21 protein-coding genes are annotated in these 20,005 nt (G+C 62.7%); 11 read left to right on the forward strand and 10 right to left on the reverse strand.

The features are described from left to right. Nucleotides 1–51: 51 nt before the first annotated feature. Nucleotides 52–933: an AraC family transcriptional regulator gene (locus LJY18_RS21180; RefSeq protein ID WP_238044221.1), complete on the forward strand. Its 882-nt coding sequence runs from the start codon at nt 52–54 to the stop codon at nt 931–933. Nucleotides 934–990: 57 nt separating this feature from the next. Here the strand turns inward: LJY18_RS21180 and LJY18_RS21185 are convergent, their stop codons facing one another. Further along, the gene (locus tag LJY18_RS21185) at nt 991–1,404 is read right to left on the reverse strand and encodes a PaaI family thioesterase (RefSeq protein ID WP_238044223.1); all 414 of its coding nucleotides are present in this window, start codon (nt 1,402–1,404) and stop codon (nt 991–993) included. Nucleotides 1,405–1,565: 161 nt separating this feature from the next. Here LJY18_RS21185 and ung point away from each other — a divergent pair, with 161 nt between their 5' ends. Beyond that, nucleotides 1,566–2,258 carry a uracil-DNA glycosylase gene (ung, locus tag LJY18_RS21190; protein WP_238044225.1) on the forward strand — a complete coding sequence of 231 codons (693 nt, stop codon included), beginning with the start codon at nt 1,566–1,568 and terminating at the stop codon, nt 2,256–2,258. Here the strand turns inward: ung and LJY18_RS21195 are convergent. The 6 genes from LJY18_RS21195 to LJY18_RS21220 form a co-directional block, all read right to left on the reverse strand. Next, nucleotides 2,230–3,126, reverse strand: a complete 897-nt coding sequence (locus LJY18_RS21195; RefSeq protein ID WP_238044227.1) for a DUF6279 family lipoprotein — start codon at nt 3,124–3,126, stop codon at nt 2,230–2,232. The two genes, ung and LJY18_RS21195, sit on opposite strands and share 29 nt — an antisense overlap. 185 nt (nt 3,127–3,311) lie before the next feature. Further along, nucleotides 3,312–4,343: an AbrB family transcriptional regulator gene (locus LJY18_RS21200; protein WP_238044229.1), complete on the reverse strand. Its 1,032-nt coding sequence runs from the start codon at nt 4,341–4,343 to the stop codon at nt 3,312–3,314. Continuing rightward, nucleotides 4,336–5,844 carry a tripartite tricarboxylate transporter permease gene (locus LJY18_RS21205; protein ID WP_238044231.1) on the reverse strand — a complete coding sequence of 503 codons (1,509 nt, stop codon included), beginning with the start codon at nt 5,842–5,844 and terminating at the stop codon, nt 4,336–4,338. Before LJY18_RS21205 ends, LJY18_RS21200 begins: the two co-directional genes overlap by 8 nt. 3 nt (nt 5,845–5,847) lie before the next feature. Beyond that, nucleotides 5,848–6,291 (reverse strand): tripartite tricarboxylate transporter TctB family protein, encoded by a 444-nt coding sequence (locus tag LJY18_RS21210; RefSeq protein ID WP_238044233.1) that lies wholly within the window; start codon nt 6,289–6,291, stop codon nt 5,848–5,850. A gap of 101 nt (nt 6,292–6,392) precedes the next feature. Beyond that, nucleotides 6,393–7,373 (reverse strand): Bug family tripartite tricarboxylate transporter substrate binding protein, encoded by a 981-nt coding sequence (locus LJY18_RS21215; RefSeq protein WP_238044235.1) that lies wholly within the window; start codon nt 7,371–7,373, stop codon nt 6,393–6,395. A gap of 29 nt (nt 7,374–7,402) precedes the next feature. Continuing rightward, nucleotides 7,403–8,662, reverse strand: coding sequence for an OprD family porin (locus LJY18_RS21220; RefSeq protein WP_238044237.1), 1,260 nt, complete (start codon nt 8,660–8,662; stop codon nt 7,403–7,405). A gap of 324 nt (nt 8,663–8,986) precedes the next feature. Here LJY18_RS21220 and LJY18_RS21225 point away from each other — a divergent pair, with 324 nt between their 5' ends. Both LJY18_RS21225 and LJY18_RS21230 read left to right on the forward strand, forming a co-directional pair. Continuing rightward, a complete protein-coding gene (locus LJY18_RS21225) occupies nt 8,987–9,658 on the forward strand; it encodes a response regulator (protein ID WP_238044238.1) in 672 nt (223 codons plus the stop codon). A 16-nt stretch (nt 9,659–9,674) separates the two neighbouring features. Further along, entirely contained in the window at nt 9,675–11,066 is a 1,392-nt protein-coding gene (locus tag LJY18_RS21230) for a sensor histidine kinase (RefSeq protein WP_238044239.1), read from the forward strand. 177 nt (nt 11,067–11,243) lie between these two features. On the opposite strand, the gene LJY18_RS21235 is transcribed toward LJY18_RS21230, so the two are convergent. Then, nucleotides 11,244–12,080: an HDOD domain-containing protein gene (locus LJY18_RS21235; RefSeq protein ID WP_238044240.1), complete on the reverse strand. Its 837-nt coding sequence runs from the start codon at nt 12,078–12,080 to the stop codon at nt 11,244–11,246. 39 nt (nt 12,081–12,119) lie between these two features. Then, complete coding sequence (gene ygfZ / locus LJY18_RS21240) at nt 12,120–13,061, reverse strand: CAF17-like 4Fe-4S cluster assembly/insertion protein YgfZ (protein ID WP_238044390.1); 942 nt, start codon at nt 13,059–13,061, stop codon at nt 12,120–12,122. A gap of 201 nt (nt 13,062–13,262) precedes the next feature. On the opposite strand from ygfZ, the gene LJY18_RS21245 reads away from it, so the two are divergent. Together LJY18_RS21245 and LJY18_RS21250 are read left to right on the forward strand one after the other, a co-directional pair. After that, nucleotides 13,263–13,517, forward strand: coding sequence for an FAD assembly factor SdhE (locus tag LJY18_RS21245; protein WP_238044241.1), 255 nt, complete (start codon nt 13,263–13,265; stop codon nt 13,515–13,517). Next, a complete protein-coding gene (locus tag LJY18_RS21250; protein ID WP_238044242.1) occupies nt 13,501–13,953 on the forward strand; it encodes a protein YgfX in 453 nt (150 codons plus the stop codon). Before LJY18_RS21245 ends, LJY18_RS21250 begins: the two co-directional genes overlap by 17 nt. Here LJY18_RS21250 and nadB read toward each other — a convergent pair. Continuing rightward, nucleotides 13,922–15,538, reverse strand: a complete 1,617-nt coding sequence (gene nadB / locus LJY18_RS21255) for an L-aspartate oxidase (RefSeq protein ID WP_238044243.1) — start codon at nt 15,536–15,538, stop codon at nt 13,922–13,924. The two genes, LJY18_RS21250 and nadB, sit on opposite strands and share 32 nt — an antisense overlap. 378 nt (nt 15,539–15,916) lie before the next feature. Between nadB and rpoE the strand changes: the two genes are divergently transcribed. The 5 genes from rpoE to LJY18_RS21280 are packed head-to-tail and all read left to right on the forward strand — an operon-like array spanning nt 15,917 to nt 19,999. Beyond that, nucleotides 15,917–16,498 (forward strand): RNA polymerase sigma factor RpoE, encoded by a 582-nt coding sequence (gene rpoE / locus LJY18_RS21260; protein ID WP_238044244.1) that lies wholly within the window; start codon nt 15,917–15,919, stop codon nt 16,496–16,498. Between the two features lie 30 nt (nt 16,499–16,528). Beyond that, complete coding sequence (locus LJY18_RS21265; RefSeq protein ID WP_238044245.1) at nt 16,529–17,122, forward strand: sigma-E factor negative regulatory protein; 594 nt, start codon at nt 16,529–16,531, stop codon at nt 17,120–17,122. Nucleotides 17,123–17,130: 8 nt separating this feature from the next. Continuing rightward, nucleotides 17,131–18,084: a MucB/RseB C-terminal domain-containing protein gene (locus tag LJY18_RS21270; RefSeq protein WP_238044246.1), complete on the forward strand. Its 954-nt coding sequence runs from the start codon at nt 17,131–17,133 to the stop codon at nt 18,082–18,084. After that, nucleotides 18,081–18,536: a SoxR reducing system RseC family protein gene (locus LJY18_RS21275; RefSeq protein ID WP_238044248.1), complete on the forward strand. Its 456-nt coding sequence runs from the start codon at nt 18,081–18,083 to the stop codon at nt 18,534–18,536. The genes LJY18_RS21270 and LJY18_RS21275 overlap by 4 nt, the downstream gene beginning before the upstream one ends. A 35-nt stretch (nt 18,537–18,571) precedes the next feature. Then, nucleotides 18,572–19,999: a DegQ family serine endoprotease gene (locus tag LJY18_RS21280; protein ID WP_238044249.1), complete on the forward strand. Its 1,428-nt coding sequence runs from the start codon at nt 18,572–18,574 to the stop codon at nt 19,997–19,999. The last annotated feature ends 6 nt before the right edge of the window (nt 20,000–20,005 follow it).

Raw genomic sequence — 20,005 nt, forward strand, 5'->3', positions numbered from 1 at the left:
CGATCTTGGGCAATGGATGGACGATCTTGGTATTGAGCTGTAGGAGGGCGAATGAACGCTCGGGTTGAAACATCGAACTGGCCATTACCGGCCAACGGCGTGCGCTTTATCACCCCGCCGCGCCTGCGCCGCCTCTTGAGCCGCCACCCACTGGCTTTCGGCTGCTATCCGTTGGCCCTGGGGTTCTATCCAGATGCGCGCGGACACCACATGAATCGGCCGCTTCCGGACGATTACCTGCTGATCTACTGCCGGGCCGGGCAGGGCTGGGTGGAGGCGGGGGATGGACGAATAGCTGTCGCCGGTGGCGATCTGCTGCTGTTGCCCAAGGGCATGGCCCACGCCTATGGCGCCGATTCCGGCAAGCCCTGGACGCTGTACTGGGTGCACTTCGATGGTGAGCTGGCGGCGGAGTTTCTGCGCCCGTTGGGCAAGGGGCCGATCTGGCGCATCGGCGTGCAACCACGGCTGCTGGCCGAGTTCGATGCTCTGCTCACTCTGCGCAAGCAGGGCCTGAGCCTGGCGCACTTCATCTATGCCGCCCACCAGTTGCAGGCGCTGCTGGCCTCACTGGCGGTGCTGCCGGCGCGGGCCAAGTTGAAATCGGGGCGGGTGCTGGATGTCGATGCGGTGCAGGCGGTGATGCGCGCCCACCTGCACGGTTCGCTCAATCTCGACGAACTGGCGGCGCAGTTCAAGCTGTCGCGCTTCCACTTCGCCAAGACCTACCGCGCGCTGACCGGCCATGCACCGATCCAGGAGTTCATCCAGCTGAAAATGGCCCACGCCTGCCGCCTGCTCGACGAAGGCCAGCAGGGCATCCGCCAGGTTGCCGAGCAACTGGGCTATGACGACGCCTATTACTTCTCGCGCTTGTTCCGCAAGGTGGTGGGTATGGCACCCAGCCATTACCGAGCGCTGCATCAGGGCTGAGAGCTTGTGCAAAATCTTCCGCCTGCTGCGGCCGCCTCCCGACGCCCGCGGCGTCTTCTACACCCGGGCGATGGTCGCCAGGCCGGTGGCGATGATCTTCTCCTCGCCGTGGTTGACGGCAAACACATCGGCGCGGCATACCGCCTGGCGCTTCCCGGCCTTGATCACCTCGCTGCGGCAGATCAGCTTGTCGCCGATCGCCGGCGCCAGCAGGTTGACCTTGTACTCGCTGGTGACCACGTCGCCCACCAGCGAGGCCGCCGCCCAGGCGCAACCGCTGTCGATCATGAAACCGACCACCGCGCCGTGGGTGTAACCGTGATGCTGGCTGAGTTCCGGGCGGCTGTGCAGCTGCAGGCTGACCTTGCCGGGGGCGAAGTCCAGCAGTTCGGCGCCGAGCAACCTGGCAAAGGCGGAGTGTTCCAGGGCCTGCTCCAGGCGCTCCCGGCTGATACCGATGGGACTGTCCATGTGGGGTGCTCCTTGGGGTTGGTTGCCCCAGTCTCGACTGCCCGCCAAGCTGTCGCCATCTGCATCCAGGAGGATGATGAGGGTCTATTCGTCTGCGCCTTGACTTGCCTGTGAGGCTTCTCTAGCGTGCCGTCTTCAATTCGTCGACTCGGGAACCAGGCATGACCTCCGCCGATAACATCAAGCTCGAAGCGGGCTGGAAAGAGGCACTGCGCGAGGAGTTCGCCAAGCCCTATATGCAGGAGCTGGCCGACTTCCTGCGCCAGGAGAAAGCCGCCGGCAAGGAGGTCTATCCGCCGGGTGCGCTGATCTTCAATGCGCTCAACTCCACCCCGCTGGAGCGGGTCAAGGTAGTGATCATCGGCCAGGATCCCTATCACGGCCCGGAGCAGGCCCATGGCCTGTGCTTCTCGGTGCAGCCGGGGGTCGCCACGCCGCCATCGTTGCTGAATATCTACAAGGAATTGAAGCGCGACCTGAATATCGACATCGCCGGCCATGGCTGCTTGCAGCATTGGGCCGAGCAGGGCGTGCTGTTGCTCAACACCTCGCTGACGGTCGAGCGCGGCATCGCCGGCTCCCATGCTGACAAGGGCTGGGGGGTATTTACAGATCGGGTGATCGAGGTGGTCAGCGGTCACTGTCCACACCTGGTCTTCCTGTTGTGGGGCAAGCATGCGCAGGGCAAGGCGCGCCTGATCGACCCGAGCAAGCACCTGGTGCTGTGTTCGCCGCATCCCTCACCGCTGTCGGCCCATCGCGGGTTTATCGGCAACGGTCACTTCAGCCGCTGCAACAAGTTCCTGGTGCAGCACGGCATGACGCCTATCGACTGGCGACTGCCGCCACTCTAGGCGCGGTTGCACAGGCCAGCGGGGCAAGGTCGCGGCGCAGATCGCGCAAGCGTGTGATCAGGCGTTCGCGCTGGTTGCTGTCGGCGTTTTCCAGCAGGTCGCTGAGCAGTTCGGCCAGCGCTTGCCGTGAGCGTGGGTAGGCCGCCCGGTAGCGCGCGTCCTGCAAGGACTCGCGTTCCTGCAGCAAACGCGTCAGACGCGCGGGGAAATCGGCACTGCGTCGTGCATCGAGCGCCGCGCGAAATGCAGTTTGCCAGCGCAGGCGATTGTCCAGCCACAGACGATTCTGCTCACGCACTGTGTGCGCCCACTCTTGGATACGTGCTTGCTGTGCTTCATTCAGCCGACCGAGCCAGGGTCGCAGGCGTTGCTGCATGCGCTTGGCGCGTTGGCTGATCTGGGTCGCCAGGGACGGTTCGAGAAAGTTCTGGCGATCCTCCCGGTTGTCTTCATCCATGGCGGCATATAGCTCGGCGACTTGTCTGGGGTTGAGGCCCTGGAGCAGCTCGATGGCGGTCGGGGTGATTTCGCGGGAGATGCGCTTGAGCGCGCCATCCAGCTCGGCGAACTGCTCGCTCAGTTGGCTGGCGCTGGGTGACGCCTGCTCAAGCAGCGCTTCGCTGCGTTGCAGCCAGTCGATATAGCGCGGCAATTCGCTGCTGCAGTGCCACTTCAGGTGGGTCTGCAGGCGCGGTTTGAGCCAGGCCTGCTGTTCGCGGTTCAGGCTCAGGTAATCATCCAGCCGCCAGGGAATCAGCCAGTCGAGATTGCGATAGGCCAGGCCGACCCGGCTGCAGGCGGCCAACAGCACGCTCAGGGCGATCAGCACGAGCAGGTTGTTGATCAGGGGCCAGCGGGGCAGGGTCATGCGATATGCCTCGGCGTGTGTGATCGGTCAGTGCTTGCACTGCAGTGCCTGGAAACTGCCGCGCGATGGTTGGCACAGACCCACAGGTTACGCCCGCCCGGGCAGGTGTTGGGGCGTTTGAAATATTCACTAAAAAAAGCCCGCGCGAGGCGGGCTAAACGTGGTCGAAACGTGCAGGCAGGTCGCTAGATTCGCTGCCACAGCCTGAACATCGGCTCGGCCAGGAACATCACCAGAAACAGGCGCAGCACCTGCAGTGCGGTGACCAGTGCCACCGACAGGTGCAGGGCTTCGGCGGTCAGGCACAGTTCGGTGATGCCGCCCGGCATCATGCCGAGCATCAGCGAGGTCTGGTCTTGACCGGCCAGCCAGCCGAGGCCTTTGGCCAGCAACGCGGCACTGGCCATGGCGAGCAGGCTGAACAGCAGAATGCGCGCGAGAAAGCCCGGTGCGCTGCGAAAGAAGGCACGGTCGAAGTGGCAGCCCAGGGCGCAGCCGATCAGCCATTGACCGGCCTGGCCGAGCCCGCTCGGCAAGCCGATGTGCAGGTCGAAGCTGACGCTGGCGACGGCGCACACCGTCAGCGGCCCGAGCATCCAGGGGTTGGGTTGTTTGAGTCTTTTCCACAGCAGGGCCAGCAGCGCGCCGGCGGGTAGCAGTGCGGCCAGCCAAGGCCAGCTAACTGTCGCCGGCGCCGGTGGTTCGATGGGCGGCAGGCTCCAGGTGAAGATGGCCGGAACCAGCAGCACCACCAGCAACAGGCGCAGGCTGTGCGCCGCCGCAACGCGGGCGACCTGGGCGTCATGGCGTTGCGCCAGGTTGACCATTTCGCTGGCCCCCCCCGGCATGCTGGAAAAGAAGGCGGTGGCGGGGTCGACCCCGGCACGGCGCAACAGCGCGATGCCGATCAGGCTGAGCAGCAGGGTCACCAGGGCGCCAACCAGGACTACGCCGAAATGACCGAGCAACTCGCCCATCACCTCGCCGGTGAAGTGCAGGCCGATGCCGCTGGCGACCAGCCATTGTCCGGTTTGTCGGCCGCCGGGCAGTTCCATGACCAGCCAGCCGCTGCAGCGTGCCGCGATGACCGCCAGCAATGAGCCGATGATCCACGGCAAAGGCCAGCCGATCAGGCTGGCCAGGTAGCCGCCGATCAGGCCGATCAACGGGGTGGCCCAGTAGCGACGCCACTGGGCCAGGGCGGCGAGATTAAGCATTGGCTAGCTGAGAGACGCGCCGTGCACGCCACCAGCGCAGGGCGGGCATGCCCAGCATCAGTGCGGTGAGAGCCCACAGGCACAGGCTGATCGGACTGCTCCAGAGGATGTTGAGGTCACCGGCCGAGATCGACAGGGCGCGGCGCAGGTTGTCTTCCATCAGCTCGCCGAGGACGAAGCCGAGAATCAGCGACGACAGCGGGAAGTCCAGTTTGCGCAAAATGTAGCCGAACACGCCGAGGCCTATCATCAGCACCAGGTCGAAGGTGGTGCTGTGCACCGCATAGACCCCGACCATGCTGATCGCGGTGATCGCCGGCACCAGCACCCAGTTGGGGACGCTGAGCATGCGGGCGAACAGGCCGACCAGGGGGATGTTCATCACCAGCAGGAGCACGTTGCAGATGAACAGCGAGGCGATCAGGCCCCACACCACATCCGGTTGCTGCTCGAACAACAGCGGGCCTGGCGTGATGTTGTACAGGGTCAGGGCGCCGATCATCACCGCGGTGGTGCCCGAACCCGGGACGCCGAGGGTCAGCATGGGGATCAGCGAACCGCAGGCCGAGGCGTTGTTGGCCGCTTCCGGGGCGGCCAGGCCACGCAGGTCGCCTTCGCCGAAGGTGCCGCTGGCGCCGGCCATGCGTTTCTCGCTCATGTAGGTCATGGCGCTGGCGATAGTAGCGCCGGCGCCCGGCAGCACGCCGATGACAAAGCCGGCAACCGAGCTGCGCACCATGGTCCAGAAGGTGAAGCAGAACTCCTTGAAGTTGAACAATAGGCGACCGCTGGTCTTCACCGCTTTCTGCCCGCTGTGGGTCTTCTCCAGCATCAACAGCACTTCGCTGACGCTGAAGAAGCCGATCACCACGATGACGAACTGGATGCCATCGGACAGGCTGACGCTGCCGAAGGTGAAGCGGTACACCCCGGTGGTCGAATCCACGCCGACGGTGGCCAGGGCCAGGCCGATCAGTGCCGCCATCAGGGTTTTCACCGGTTTGTCGCCGACCATGCCGCCGAGGCAGGCGATGGCGAAGATCATCAGCACGAAATATTCAGCCGGGCCAAAGGCCACCGCCCATTTCGCCAGCAGCGGGGCGAACAGCACCACGCCACAGGTGGCGATGATGCTGCCGACGAAGGAACTGACCGCTGACAGCGACAGGGCGATCCCGGCCTTGCCCTGGCGCGCCAGCGGGTAGCCGTCGAGGGTGGTCATCACCGCTGCCGCATCACCTGGCACGTTGAGCAGGATGGCCGAGATACGTCCGCCGTATTCGCAGCCGAGGTACACGGCAGCCAGCAGGATCAGGGCGGTTTCCGGCGGCAGGCCGAGGGCGAAGGCCAGCGGCAGCAGCAGCGCCACACCGTTGATCGGGCCCAGGCCCGGCAGCAGGCCGACGATGGTGCCGACGAAGGCGCCGAACAGCGCCACCATCAGGTTTTCCGGCCGGCTGGCGACCTCGAAGCCTTGCATCAAGAAATTCAGCGTTTCCATTTTTCAGTTCTCCACAAGGGCTTCGAACAGGCCCAGCGGCAGCGGCACGTCCAGCAGGTAATCGAATAAACCGTAGAGCAGTGCGCCCATCAGCACGCCGCTGATGAGGCATGGCAGCAGGCGACCAGTGAACAGCAGGCCGAGGACGAAGGTGCACAGGGCGGTGCTAATGACGAATCCCAGGGGTTCGAACAGCAGGGCGTATGCCAGCAGGGTGAGCATGCACAACAGCGAACGCAAAGCGCTGGAAGTGTCCAGCTTCTGCTCGAGTAAACCGGGCTTGACCAGCAGCCACAGTGAACCGGCGGCCATCAAGGCCAGCAGCAGCAGCGGGTAGGCGCGTGGACCGACAGGGTCGTAGGCAAAGGGCGCCTGGAAACCCCAGGCAATAACGGCGAGCCCGGCGCAGAAAAGCAGCCAGATCGCAGCGAACAGGCGGACGTACATGGCGGTAGTCTCATGAAAAGGTACAAATGTGATCGCTTCAGCGCGGTTGCGGGCGCCGGTCAGAGCAGCCACAGGGCTGTCTGACCGGGCGCGCCGACGAGTTACTCGCGCATCAGGCCGAAGGCATCGGCCAGCACCTTGTAGTCTTCGACCTGCTTGAAGACCAAGGCTTGCAGTTCGTCGCCAGTCACCGACAGCGGCAGCAGGTCGCGTTGTTCACGCAGCTTGGCGAAGTCTTCGCTGGCGAGCAGGGTGTCGAACTGCTGTTTCCACCAGTTGTACTGCTCGTCGCTGACCTCTGGGCCGACATAGAAGCCGCGGATCACCGGCCAGCTGATGTCGTAACCCTGTTCCTTGGCCGTGGGGATGTCGGCGAGCTTGCCCGGCAGGCGCTCGTCGGCGAGTACCGCGAGGATGCGCACCTTCTTCGCTTCCAGTTGCGGGGTCACTTCGCCCAGACCGCTGCTGGTCACCTGCACGTGGCCGCCGAGCATGGCGGTGAGGGTTTCGCCGCCGCCTTCGAAGGCCACATAGCGCAGGTTCTTCGGATCGATGCCGGCCAGGCGGGCGATCAGCGCGGTCTGCATCCAGTCCTGGCCGCCGATGGTGGCGCCTGCGCCAAAGACGATGCTGGACGGGTCTTTCTTCAGCGCTTCGACCAGGTCGTTGAGCGTCTGGTAGGGCGAGTCGGCGCGCACGGTGATGGCGCCGTAGTCGGTGCCCACCGCCGCCAGCCAGCGCACGCCGGTCTCGTCGTAACGACCGAACTTGCCCTGGGCCAGGTTGAGCAAGGAACCGCTGGAGAAGGCGACGATGGTGCCTGGATCATCGGCACGCTGGGCGATCACCGCGTTGTACGCCACCGCGCCGACTCCGCCGGGCATGTAGGTGACGCGCATCGGTGCTTTCAGCAGGCCGCTGTCCTTCAAGCCGCTCTGCGCCAGCTTGCAGGTCAGGTCGAAGCCGCCGCCGGGCTTGGCTGGGGCGATGCACTCGGGGCGCTTGGGTTCTGCGGCCAGCAGTTGGCCGGCGAAAGCCATACAGGCGGTGGCCAGGGCGAGGCGGGTGAGGGTAGTTTTCATTATTGAATCCTCTGGATTATTATTTTGGATCAGAAAATCGGCAGGGTGTAGCCGATAACTACACGGTATTCGTCCGAGTCGCGGGCGAAATCGGAGCGGAAATTGGCGTTACGCAGGCGCACGAAGAGATTCTTCACCGGGCCGCTTTGCACTACGTACTTGACCTCGAGGTTGGTTTCCTTTTCGTCGCCGCGCTCGTTGCTGCCGATGATTCGCGCGTCACTGCCTTTGATATAGCGAGCGTAGGCCGACAGGCCGGGCACGCCCAGGGCGGCAAAGTCATAGTCATAGCGTACTGACCAGGATTTTTCCTCAGGGTTGGCGTAGTCGTTGGCGGAGTCGTTGACCAGGTAGGGGTCGCTGCCGGCGATATAGGCATAGCCGGTGTCGCCGCTCATGTCCTGATAGCCCAAGCTCAGCTTGTGGCCGCTGTGGGCGTAGCTGAACACACCGTTCAGTGCGCGGTTGTCCACTTCGCCGGCCTTGGCTGCGCCACTCTCGTCGCTGAGCATAAGACGCAGGTCGGCAGCCATGGTGCCGCCGCCCATTGGGTAGCTGGCCAGCACATTGAAGAAGTTCTGCCGGTAGACATCCTCAAGTTCGCCATGGAAGTAGCGGCCTTTGAGGTTCTGGTTGAATTGGTAGTCGAAACCCAGCAGGTCGAGGTGGTCGGCGGTCACTCCGGCGTAGCGTCCATTCTTGCTTTCGAGCTGCAGTTCCTCGGCGTCGGTCGAGGCGCGGTCGATGGCCTTGTCCAGGCGCCCGCCAGTGAAGGTCAGGCCCTTGACCTCGGAGGAAGTCAGCAGGCCACCCTCGAATACCTGCGGCAGCAGGCGGCTGTCGTTGGCCACTACCACCGGCAGGACGGGGCTGTGCGAACCATAGCGCAGCTCGGTGGCAGAGACCTTGACCTTGGCGGTCAGGCCCAGACGACCAAACTCATCCGGTGCCTTGCCATCGTCATGCTTCGGCAGTAGGCCGGTTTTGGTGCGGTCGGCGCTGGAGTCCAGTTTGATGCCGAGCAGGCCCTGGGCGTCGAGGCCTAGGCCGACTGGGCCTTCGGTGTAACCGGACTGTACGTTGAGCCAGAAGCTCTGGCCCCACTCCTCGCGCTTGTCCTGGCCGGTACCTTCGCGATAGTCACGGTTCAGGTAGATGTTAGTGGCCTTCAGGTTGGCAGAACTGTCAGCGATGAAGTCGGCCTTGGCAGCTGTGCTGAGCAAGGTTGCAGCTATGGCGAGGCTGAGCAGATGGACAGGCGCAATGGCCTTGCTTGATGCGATGGGCATCCTGTGGTCTCCATTGTTGTTTTTGTCACGGCTGCACACCACTGTGCGGCCGTTCAGGTAGGTGGATCGAGCCACCTGGAACTGATCCTATGGGGTCAAGCTTTCGCCAAGCTTTCAGTGCTGAAAAAAACGCCTGGAGCGTTTTTGAACGTCGCCTGCGACGGCCCGCAGGGTAGGCGCCAGGGATGGCAGGCGACAAAATTTTGCCGCGGCGATTGTGCGCTGGCATTTAGGCCATTCACAGGACGCCTCGCGTCTGTAAACTGCGCCACGGACTGCGTGGTTGGTGGCGCTTGTTCGGCTCGATTCTGGAGGGAGGTGGCGGTGCGAATTCTGCTGGTCGAAGACCATCCGCAACTGGCGGCAAGCGTGGCTCAGGCCCTGAAAAGTGGCGGCTGGACGGTGGATGTGCTGCACGACGGCGTGGCCGCTGATCTGGCGCTGGCCAGCGAGGAATACGCCCTGGCAATTCTCGATATCGGCTTGCCGCGCCTCGATGGCTTCCAGGTGCTGGCGCGTCTGCGCGCGCGCGGCAAGACCTTGCCGGTACTGATGCTGACTGCCCGCGGCGAGGTCAAGGATAGGGTGCATGGGCTCAACCTCGGCGCCGATGACTACCTGGCCAAACCCTTCGAGCTGAGCGAGCTGGAGGCGCGGGTCAAGGCGCTGCTACGGCGCAGCGTTCTGGGCGGTGAGCAGCAGCAGCGCTGCGGTGATCTGGTCTACGACCTGGCGACCCGGCGCTTCAGCGCACGGGGCGAAAGCCTCAGCCTGACCTCCCGCGAGCAGGCGGTGCTGGAGGCCATGATCGCCCGGCCGGGGCGGGTGATGAGCAAGGAACAACTTGCGGCCCAGGTGTTTGGCCTGGACGAGGAGGCCAGCGCCGACTCCATCGAGATCTACGTCCACCGCCTGCGCAAGAAGCTCGAGGGCAGTGGCGTGCGCATTGTCACCTTCCGTGGCCTGGGTTATCTGTTGGAGGCAGTCGGTGACTGAGGGCTGGAGGCGCGGGGTGACTGCAGTCGGTAGCCTGCGCGGGCGGCTGCTGCGGCGTCTGGCGCTGTTGCTGGCGCTGATTCTGCTGGTCAGCAGTATGAGCGCCTACTGGAGTGCCCGACACGCCGCCGACACCGCCTATGACCGCACCTTGCTGGCGTCGGCGCGGGCAATTGCCCAGGGCCTGTACGCAGACGATGGCAGGCTCAAGGCCAATGTGCCCTATGTTGCCCTGGATACCTTCGCCTACGACAGCGCCGGGCGCATCTACTATCAGGTGCTGGACCTGCGCGGGCAGCTGGTCTCCGGTTACGAAGACCTGCCGGCTGCGCCTCCCGGCACACCGCGCACCGACGATTACCCGGCACTGGCGCGTTTCTACGATGGCACCTATCGCAACCAGGGCGTACGCATGGTCAGCCTGCTGCAACCGGTCAGCGAACCCCTGCTCAATGGCATCGCCGAGATCCGGGTGGCCGAGACCCTGGGGGCGCGCGAACGCATGGTCCGTGAGCTGCTGGTCGGCACGCTGTGGCGCATGGGCTTGTTGGTGTTCAGCGCATTGCTGCTGGTGTGGTTGGCGGTGAGTGCCGCGCTGCGCCCCTTGGAGGTGTTGCGGCGAACCGTGGTCGCGCGCGCCAGCGACGATCTGCGGCCGCTGCCGGATGCCGGGCTGCCGCGCGAGTTGCGCCCACTGGTGAATGCCTTGAACCAGTTCAACGACCGTCTGCGCGACCTGTTCGAGCGCCAGTCGCAATTTATCGCCGATGCTGCCCACGAACTGCGCACGCCCTTGGCGGCGCTCAAGGCGCGGGTCGAGCTGGGGCTGCGCGCGCAGGAGCCGGCAGCCTGGCGCAGTACCCTGGAAGAGGCTGCGCAGAACACCGATCGTCTGACGCAGCTGGCCAACCAGCTGCTCTCGCTGGCCCGCATCGAAAGCGGGGCGCGGGCGATTGCCGAAGGCGGCGCGCAACGCCTGGATCTCAGCCAGTTGGTCCGTGAGCTGGGGCTGGCCTTGGCGCCCCTGGCCCATGCGCGAGGTATCGCCCTGGCGCTGGAGGCCGAGCAGCCGGTGTGGCTGCGCGGCGAGCCGACCCTGCTCAACGAGCTGTTGTGCAACCTGGTGGATAACGCCCTGGCGCATACCCCGGCCGGTGGCAACGTGATCCTGCGGGTGCTGGCGCCCGGCATCCTGGAGGTTCAGGACGATGGTCCGGGGATCCCCGCCGAGGAGCATGAGAAGGTTTTCGAGCGTTTCTATCGGCGCGGCGTGCAGGGCACGGGCGCGGGCCTGGGCCTGGCCATCGTCGGTGAGATCTGTCGCGCGCATCAGGCGCGCATCAGTCTGCACCAGGCTCAGCCGCAGGGGTTGCTGGTGCGAGTCGAGTTTGCCGTCGAGGCTGGCTGAGAGCCTGTGAAGGCACCGTGCATCACAGCCCAAAAAATCGACCTGTAGGATGGGCTTCGCGGAGTCAGCCCAACCTGCAGGATTTACTATTTTCGGGCAGCCTCTGGAAGAGGTCTCGGCGATTGGCGAAGCGCTGCGCGCCCAGACGGCCCGCAGGCCGCCATATGCGCCTGCGCTTTACTGCAGCATGCCCATGGCCGCTTCCATGGCCGCGGAGAGATCTTCGTCGTCATTCAGGTTCTGGTTCGGATCCAGGCCGAGCTTGCTGAATGCCGGGATCTGGCTCCAGTCCAGCTGGGTGTAGGGGTGTTGGCTGCCCAGGTAGCTCTGCAGGATGGCGACCTGGACGATGTCGACGTAGTCGACCTTGGCGCTGTCGCGGGTGAAGTCCAGGTGTTGGCTGGGCACCATGGCGATCAGCTCAGGGAAGTCCCAGGTGCGCAGAATCTTGTCGCCGATCAGTGGGTGAATTTGTTCAATCACATGGTTGAGGCTGATCGAATCCGACAGCAGTTCATTATTGTCTTCGGCGTACGTGAGGATCGGCAGTACGCCGATCTGATGCACCAGCCCGGCCAGGGTTGCCTGGTCCGGCATCAAGCGGGTGTAGTGCTTGCACAGAACGTGGCAGATCCCGGCGATTTCCGTGCTCTTGTTCCAGACTTCACGCATTTTGCGGTCGACCACGTCCGAGGTGGCCTGGAACATCTGCTCCATCGCCAGGCCGGTGGCCAGGTTGCAGGTGTAGTTGATGCCCAGGCGGCTGATGGCCATCTGCAGGTCGGTGATTGGCTTGTTGGTGCGCAGCAATGGGCTGTTCACCACCTTGATGATGCGGGCAGTCAGGGCCGCATCGTTACCGATTACCTTGCTGATCTGTGGAATGCCGATGTCCGGGTCTTCTGCCGCTTCGCGGACTTTCAGTGCGACTTCCGGCAGCGTTGGCAGCACCAGATCATCGTTGTCGATGGCCTTGATCAGTTCCTGTTGGACTTTCTCGGCAAGCTTGCTCATAGGGCAGATCTCTTCTAATCGGCTGCAGGTGCAGTGTGGTTAGCGCTGGATTTCGCGATTGCTGTCCAGGGTGTAGGGCAGGTCAAGCAGTCTGAGTGGCAGGCCGAGCGGTGCACCGAGGTGAATGCGTCCGTCGCTGATCGCATCCTCCAGCAATACGGCGAGCAGCTCGAAGCCAGTGTCGCTTTGTGCCGCCAGCACCACTTCACCGACACTACCGTTGCGCCCGGGAGAAAATAGTTCGAGTGCCGGCGCGGGTAGTTGCTCGCCGTCCACGGCCAGGCGATACAGGCGGCGCTTGAGCTTGCCGAGGTACTGCATGCGCGCGACGATTTCCTGACCGGTGTAGCAGCCTTTCTTGAAGCTGACGCCACCCAATGCCTGCAGGTTGAGCATTTGCGGGATGAACAGCTCGCGAGTGGGGCCCTGCACCTGGCCGATACCGGCGCGCACCTGGGCCAGAAGCCATTGATTCAGGGGGGCGTGCGCCAGCTGCGCGGCCAGATGAGCGTGCAGATTCTCGGCTTGGTTGGCTGGCGCCCAGAGTTCGGCGCGGCCGTCGCTCAGGCGCAGTGCCAGCAGGTCGTTGGTCCGCGCCACGCTGTCGGCGTGGCGTGGCAGGTCGAGGCCGAGGCTGGTCAGCGCGGCGTCGCCGTCATGCAGGCCGAAACGTACCCAGTCGGCGCTTTCGTCGATCAGCTTGGATTTGCTGAAGGCCGCGTATTTCTGCAAGTCGAGCAGTTGCGGCTCGACCAGTTCACTGGCCATCGCCAGAAGGAAGCCGTCGGCCACGCTGACAATCCGGAAGCTCGACAGCATGCGACCTTTCGGGGTGCAGCGAGCACCGAGGCTGGAGCTGACATCGCTCAGGTAATTGAGGTTGCAGGTCAGTTGGCCCTGGAGGAATTTGCTCGCATCAGGACCGCGAACGGCAAGGACGCCTTCGTGGCTGAGGGTGGAGAAAAACGCGGAATCGGCCATAGGGATAAACAATCGCTGGATGAAAGTTAGGGGCGTCATCATAAAAGCAGCCACAAGCCTCAAGCTACAGGCTTTGCGTAAAAGCCAGGAAAAAGCTTGAGCGCTGAGCGCAACGAACCATCCGCGAGTGGCTTGCAGCGTGTAGCCGACTGTTATACTGCGCCGCTTTCTTCCCGCCAGGCTCTATCAAGGAACCGCCCCATGGTCGATTCGACAGAACTCAATCGCCTTTACTGGCACAGCCGCCGCGGCATGCTGGAACTGGATGTACTGCTGGTGCCATTCGTCAAGGAGGTGTATCCAACCCTCGATGCCGAAGATCGCGAGCGTTACCGCAAGCTGCTCGAGTGTGAAGATCAGGATATGTTTGGTTGGTTCATGCAGCGGGCCGAGCCCGAAGATGCCGACCTGCAGCGCATGGTTCGCATGATCCTGGACCGTGTCCAGCCCAAGTGACAGCTTCGAGTGCCGCTGGCAGCCGTCGCGGCGCTTGCTGCTGCTCTACGGGCTGGTTCAGGCGCTAGCACTGCTCAGTTTGTCGCTGGTCGAGATGCCGCTGTGGGGGTTATTGCTGGGTGTCGCCCTGTGTCTGGGGCATGCCGCTTGGGTATTGCCGCGGTTTATCCTGCTGAGTGCACCGCAGGCGTTCAGCCAGCTGCGTTGCACGGCAGATGGTTGGCAGTTGTGGAGTACTGCTGGCGGCTGGCAGGACATCCAGTTGCGACCCGACAGTCTGGCGTTACCGCTGGTCGTGGTGCTGCGCTTTCGCCTGGCGGGCGAGCGCCGGGTGCGCGGCCTGTGCATCCCGCATGATGCCATGCCGCGGGATATGCACAGGCGCTTGCGGGTGCGCCTGAAATTCAGTCGCCGTAGGTGGGTGGCTGCAGAATAGTGTCTTTGGCCTCGGGCAACTGTTGCGGGTAGTCCAGGGTGTAGTGCAGGCCACGGCTTTCCTTGCGTTGCATGGCCGAGCGGATCATCAGTTCCGCCACCTGCGCCAGGTTTCTGAGTTCGATCAGGTCGCGGCTGACCTTGTAATTACTGTAGAACTCGTCGATCTCATCAAGTAGCAGGCGCACCCGGTGTTCGGCGCGTTGCAGGCGCTTGTTGGTGCGCACGATGCCGACGTAGTCCCACATGAAGCGCCGCAGTTCGTCCCAGTTGTGCGCAATGATCACGTCTTCATCCGAGTCGGTCACCTGGCTGGCATCCCAGGTCGGCAGGTTGCTCGGTGCACTCACCTCATCCAGCTTCTGCATGATGTCGGCCGCCGCCGAGCGGGCGTAGACGAAGCACTCCAACAACGAGTTGCTGGCCATGCGGTTGGCGCCGTGCAAACCGGTAAAACTGGTTTCACCAATGGCGTACAGGCCCGGTACATCGGTGTGTCCGCTCTGGTCGACGACTACGCCGCCGCAGGTGTAATGCGCCGCTGGCACTACCGGGATCGGCTCGCGGGTGATGTCGATGCCAAAGTCGAGGCAGCGCTCATAGACGGTGGGGAAGTGCATTTTGATGAAGTCGGCCGGCTTGTGGCTGATATCCAGGTAGACGCAATCCACGCCGAGGCGCTTCATCTCGTGGTCGATGGCGCGGGCCACGATGTCGCGCGGCGCCAGTTCGGCGCGGGCATCGAAGCGCTGCATGAAGCGCTGGCCATTGGGCAGTTTGAGCAGCGCGCCTTCGCCGCGCAGGGCTTCGGTGACCAGAAAGCTTTTAGCCTGCGGGTGATAGAGGCAGGTCGGGTGGAACTGGTTGAACTCCAGGTTGCCGACCCTGCAACCGGCACGCCAGGCCATGGCGATGCCGTCGCCGCAGGCGCCATCCGGGTTGCTGGTGTACAGATACACCTTGGCCGCGCCGCCAGTGGCGAGGATGACGAAGCGTGCGCCATAGGTGTCAACCTCGCCGCTGGCACGGTTGAGCACATAGGCGCCCAGGCAGCGTTCGCCGGCCAGGTCGAGTTTGCGCGTGGTTATCAGGTCAACCGCCACGCGCTGCTCGAGCATTTCGATGTTGGCCCGCAGCTTGGCCTGCTCGAGCAGGGTCTTGAAGATCGCCGCACCGGTTGCGTCGGCGGCGTGGATGATGCGTCGATGGCTGTGACCGCCTTCGCGGGTCAGGTGAAACTCGAAGCCGCCATCTTCGCGGGCGGTCTGATCGTCGCGGGTGAAGGGCACGCCCTGATCGATCAGCCATTGAATTGCTTCGCGACTATGCTCCACGGTGAAGCGCACCGCGTCTTCGCGACACAGGCCAGCACCGGCATTGAGGGTGTCGTCGACATGTGACTCTACGGTATCCATGTCATCCAGCACCGCGGCCACACCACCTTGGGCCCAGTAAGTCGAGCCATTGGCCAGATTGCCCTTGCTCAGAACGGCAATGCGCAGGTGTTCGGGCAGCGTCAACGCCAGGGTCAGGCCGGCGGCCCCGCTGCCGATGACCAGAACGTCGTGTTGGTAGTGTTGGCTCATGTCGTGATTCCGCAAGTAAGCGGCCCCTAGTATATAGAGGGGGGGGGCGGCACAATAGCCGGCTTATGACCTACAGTGGCGCTGGGGAACTTTCTTAGTCTTTCAGGTTCCATAAAAGGTCGCCCGCAGAGGACAGCGCTTATTTGACGGGGTGCGTTGAAGGCTTTCAAAGGCTTTCATTCGTCGGCAGATGAGCGGTCTAAGATTATTTGCGCAGCAGGGCTTTCAGGCCGTTGCTGCGTCACTCCGTGCAGGACATAAAGCGTTCTGCAGGAAGCTTGTTTGGGGGGGAGAACTTTTGCGCAACGTCCAGGTCTATCTTGGCAAGTCGATTGATTGGATGGCGCTGCACTCCTTCGGACTCAATGAGGAGTGTTGATGCTAGCTCAGGAAGAAGATCAGCAGCTGGTCGAGCGCGTGCAGCGTGGTGATAAGCGTGCATTCGATTTGTTGGTGTTGAAGTACCAGCACAAGATTCTTGGGTTGATCGTGCGTTTCGTGCATGACACTCATGAAGCGCAAGACGTGGCGCAGGAAGCCTTCGTCAAGGCTTATCGGGCGTTGGGGAATTTTCGCGGTGACAGTGCGTTCTATACGTGGCTGTACCGCATTGCCATTAATACGGCGAAGAATCATCTGGTGTCGCGCGGTCGGCGGCCACCAGAGAGCGATGTCAGTGCTGAGGATGCGGAATTCTATGATGGCGATCACGCTCTCAAGGATATCGAGTCGCCTGAGCGCGCGTTGCTGCGGGATGAAATCGAAGCCACCGTGCACCGGGCCATCCAGCAATTGCCAGAAGATTTGCGCACCGCCCTAACCTTGCGCGAATTTGATGGTCTCAGTTATGAGGACATTGCGAGCGTCATGCAGTGTCCTGTCGGTACTGTGCGGTCGCGAATTTTTCGGGCTCGTGAGGCCGTAGACAAATCCTTGCAACCACTGTTGCAGGAAAGTTAAGACAGCGGCGACAGCCAAGAGAGGAACGCCATGAGTCGTGAAGCCCTGCAGGAATCGCTGTCCGCGATGATGGATAACGAAGCGGACGAAATGGAACTGCGGCGGGTGCTCGGTGCGAGCGACGATACCGCGCTGCGTGCGACCTGGTCGCGTTATCAGATCGCTCGTGCGGTGATGCATAAGGAGCTGCTTGAGCCGCGTCTGGATATTGCAGCTGCAGTTTCTGCGGCGCTGGCCGACGAAGACTTGCCGGTGCAGAGCAAGCCCCTCGTTCGTGGCCCGTGGCGTTCAGTTGGTCGTTTTGCCGTCGCCGCCTCAGTTACGGTCGCCGTGCTGGCGGGTGTGCGCTTGTACAATCAGGACGACGTTGCCAGTACGCAATTGGCGCAGCAAACCGCACAACCGGCCTTGAGCGCTCCCCAAGTGCAGGGTCCAGCCATGCTGGCGGGCTTCAGTACTGCGGGTGAGCAGCAAGGTGTGGCTGAAACTGCCAGTGAGGCCGCGCCCGGCTGGCATGAGCAGCGTCTGCCGGCTTATTTGCGCCAGCATGCTCAGCAAGCTGCCATGAATGCCCAAGAAAGCGCGCTGCCATATGCTCGTGCGGCAAGCCTGGAAGGTCGCTAAGGAGGCGCATGCGCTTTATTTCCATCATCTCTTTGTTGGTCGGTAGTTGGCTGGCGTTACCTGCCGCTGCTACCGAGGCGCAAGATTGGCTGGAGCGATTGGCCGATGCGGGCCAAAGTCAAAGCTTTCAGGGCACATTCGTTTATGAGCGTAACGGCAGCTTCTCTACCCACCGTATCTGGCATCGGGTGGATGAGGCGGGCGTGGTGCGCGAGCGATTATTGCAGTTGGATGGGCCGGAGCAGGAAGTGCTGCATGTCGATGGCCGAACGCAATGCGTCAGCGGTACCTTGGTCGACGAGGTTGGCGACTATCAGGCGTGGACGGCGCACGACCTGAGTAGCCAGCGACTGCTTGAGTCTTATGATCTGCGAGTCATCGGCGAGTCCCGCGTGGCGGGGCGTGCGGCTGTGGTGCTGGCGCTGTCGCCGCGCGACCAGCATCGCTATGGCGTTGAGCTGCACCTGGATCAGGAAAGCGCTCTGCCGCTGAAGTCCCTGTTACTGAATGACAAGGGGCAGCTGCTCGAACGCTTTCAGTTCACCCAACTCGATCTTGGCGTGCCTCCTACTGACCAGGAACTGCAATCTGGAGCGGATTGTCGGCCGGTAACTGCCAGCAAGGCTGCGGCTGAGGTTGTCGAGGCCTGGCGATCCGACTGGTTGCCCCCTGGTTTCACCTTGAGTCGGGTGGCCGAACGTCGCAGTCCAGTTTCCAATGAGCAAGTCACCAGTCTGGTTTATTTCGATGGGTTGGCACGTTTTTCGGTGTTTGTTGAGCCCTTGCATGGCGTCATGGCCGAAGATGCGCGCAGTCAGCTTGGCCCGACTGCGGCGGTTTCGCGGCGTCTGGCGACCGCTGATGGCGATGTGATGGTGACGGTGGTTGGTGAAATTCCGCTGGGCACGGCAGAGCGCGTCGCCTTGTCGATGCGCGCCGTAGAAGGGCGGGCTATACAATGATCGAAGAGCAGGGGCGAGTCGTGGCTGTCGAGCCAGGCGCTGTCTGGGTTGAGACTATGCGTAAAAGCACCTGTTCCAGCTGCTCGGTGAGTGCAGGTTGCGGTCATGGCGTTCTGGAGAAGTTGGGCGCCAGTGGGCGTCGCGGCTATGTTCGTGCGCTCTGTGATCTGCAGTTGAGCGTGGGTGATGCGGTGGTGATTGGTGTGCGCGAAGAATTGCTGGTGCGCGGCTCGTTACTGGTTTATCTGCTGCCTTTGATCGGCTTGTTCAGCGCGGCATTACTGGCCGAGCAGTTGGCCTTGAGTGAGCCGCTGGTGATTCTCTCTGCTTTTTTCGGCTTGTTCATGGCATGGTCGGCGGTGCGTTGGCGCAGCGGTCGTACGGCCGATGATCCGGCCTTGCAGCCGGTTGTCGTGCGAGCCTTGCTCGCCGGATCTGCTGCAGCGGTTTGAACTTTATACTCGTTTTCGATCGGAGATTTATCTCGATGCCTAGCCTGAAATCGTCTTTCTATTCTTTGGTCGCGTTACTGCTCTTGGGGCAGGCGGTGGTTGCCCAGGCAGACCTGCCGGACTTCACCGAGCTGGTCGAGGAGGCCGCGCCAGCGGTAGTCAATATCAGCACCCGACAGAAAATACCGGAGCAAGTGGCCGGTGCTGGCGAGTTGGTCATTCCCGATCTTGAAGGCCTGCCACCGATCTTTCGCGAATTTTTCGAGCGCAATTTCCCTCAGGTTCCGCGCACACCAAACGGTGGTCGCCAGCGAGAGGCGCAGTCGCTGGGTTCCGGCTTCATTATCTCCGCCGATGGCTACGTGCTGACCAACAATCATGTGGTCGCCGGGGCCGATGAAATCATCGTGCGTCTGCCGGATCGCAGTGAGTTGGAGGCCAAGCTGATTGGTGCCGATCCGCGTAGCGACGTGGCCCTGCTCAAAGTCGAAGGTAAGAACCTGCCGACGGTCAAGCTGGGCAAGTCCGAAGACCTCAAGGTCGGTGAATGGGTGCTGGCCATCGGCTCGCCCTTCGGCTTCGATCATTCGGTGACCGCTGGTATCGTCAGTGCCAAGGGCCGCAGCCTGCCGAACGAAAGCTATGTGCCGTTCATTCAGACCGATGTAGCGATCAATCCGGGTAACTCCGGCGGTCCGCTGTTCAACCTGGCGGGTGAGGTGGTGGGTATCAATTCGCAGATATTCACTCGTTCCGGTGGTTTCATGGGCTTGTCTTTCGCCATTCCGATGAGTGTTGCCCTGGATGTGGCTGAGCAGCTGAAGGCCGAGGGTAAGGTCAGTCGCGGCTGGTTGGGCGTGGTGATTCAGGAAGTGAACAAGGATCTCGCCGAGTCATTCGGCCTGGATAAGCCGGCGGGTGCGCTGGTTGCCCAGGTGCTGGAGGGTGGTCCGGCGGCCAAAGGCGGCTTGCTGGTAGGCGATGTGATTCTCAGCATCAATGACGCGCCGATCGTCATGTCGGGAGATCTGCCGCACTTGGTCGGTCGCCTGAAGCCAGGCAGCAAGGCTGAGCTGGATGTGGTGCGTGACGGTGCGCGCAAGAAGCTCAAGTTGACCATCGGCGCCTTGCCGGAAGACGGCGAGATCTTGGCCGGCACGGCTGGGCCTGGGGTAGAGCGCAGCAGCAATCGACTCGGGGTCAAGGTGGTCGAATTGACTGCCGAGCAGAAGAAAAGCCTCGACCTGCAAGGTGGCGTGGTGATCACCGAGGTTCTCGACGGTCCCGCCGCGCTGATCGGCTTGCGTCCGGGTGATGTGATTACCCATTTGAATAATCAGGCCATCGACTCGGCGAAAACCTTTACCCGGGTGGCCCAGGAGCTGCCGAAGAATCGCTCTGTTTCCATGCGGGTGCTGCGCCAGGGGCGCGCCAGCTTCATCACCTTCAAGTTGGCGGAGTGAAGTCGG

The organism is Pseudomonas sp. MMS21 TM103, assembly GCF_022132145.1.
Lineage (GTDB): Bacteria > Pseudomonadota > Gammaproteobacteria > Pseudomonadales > Pseudomonadaceae > Aquipseudomonas.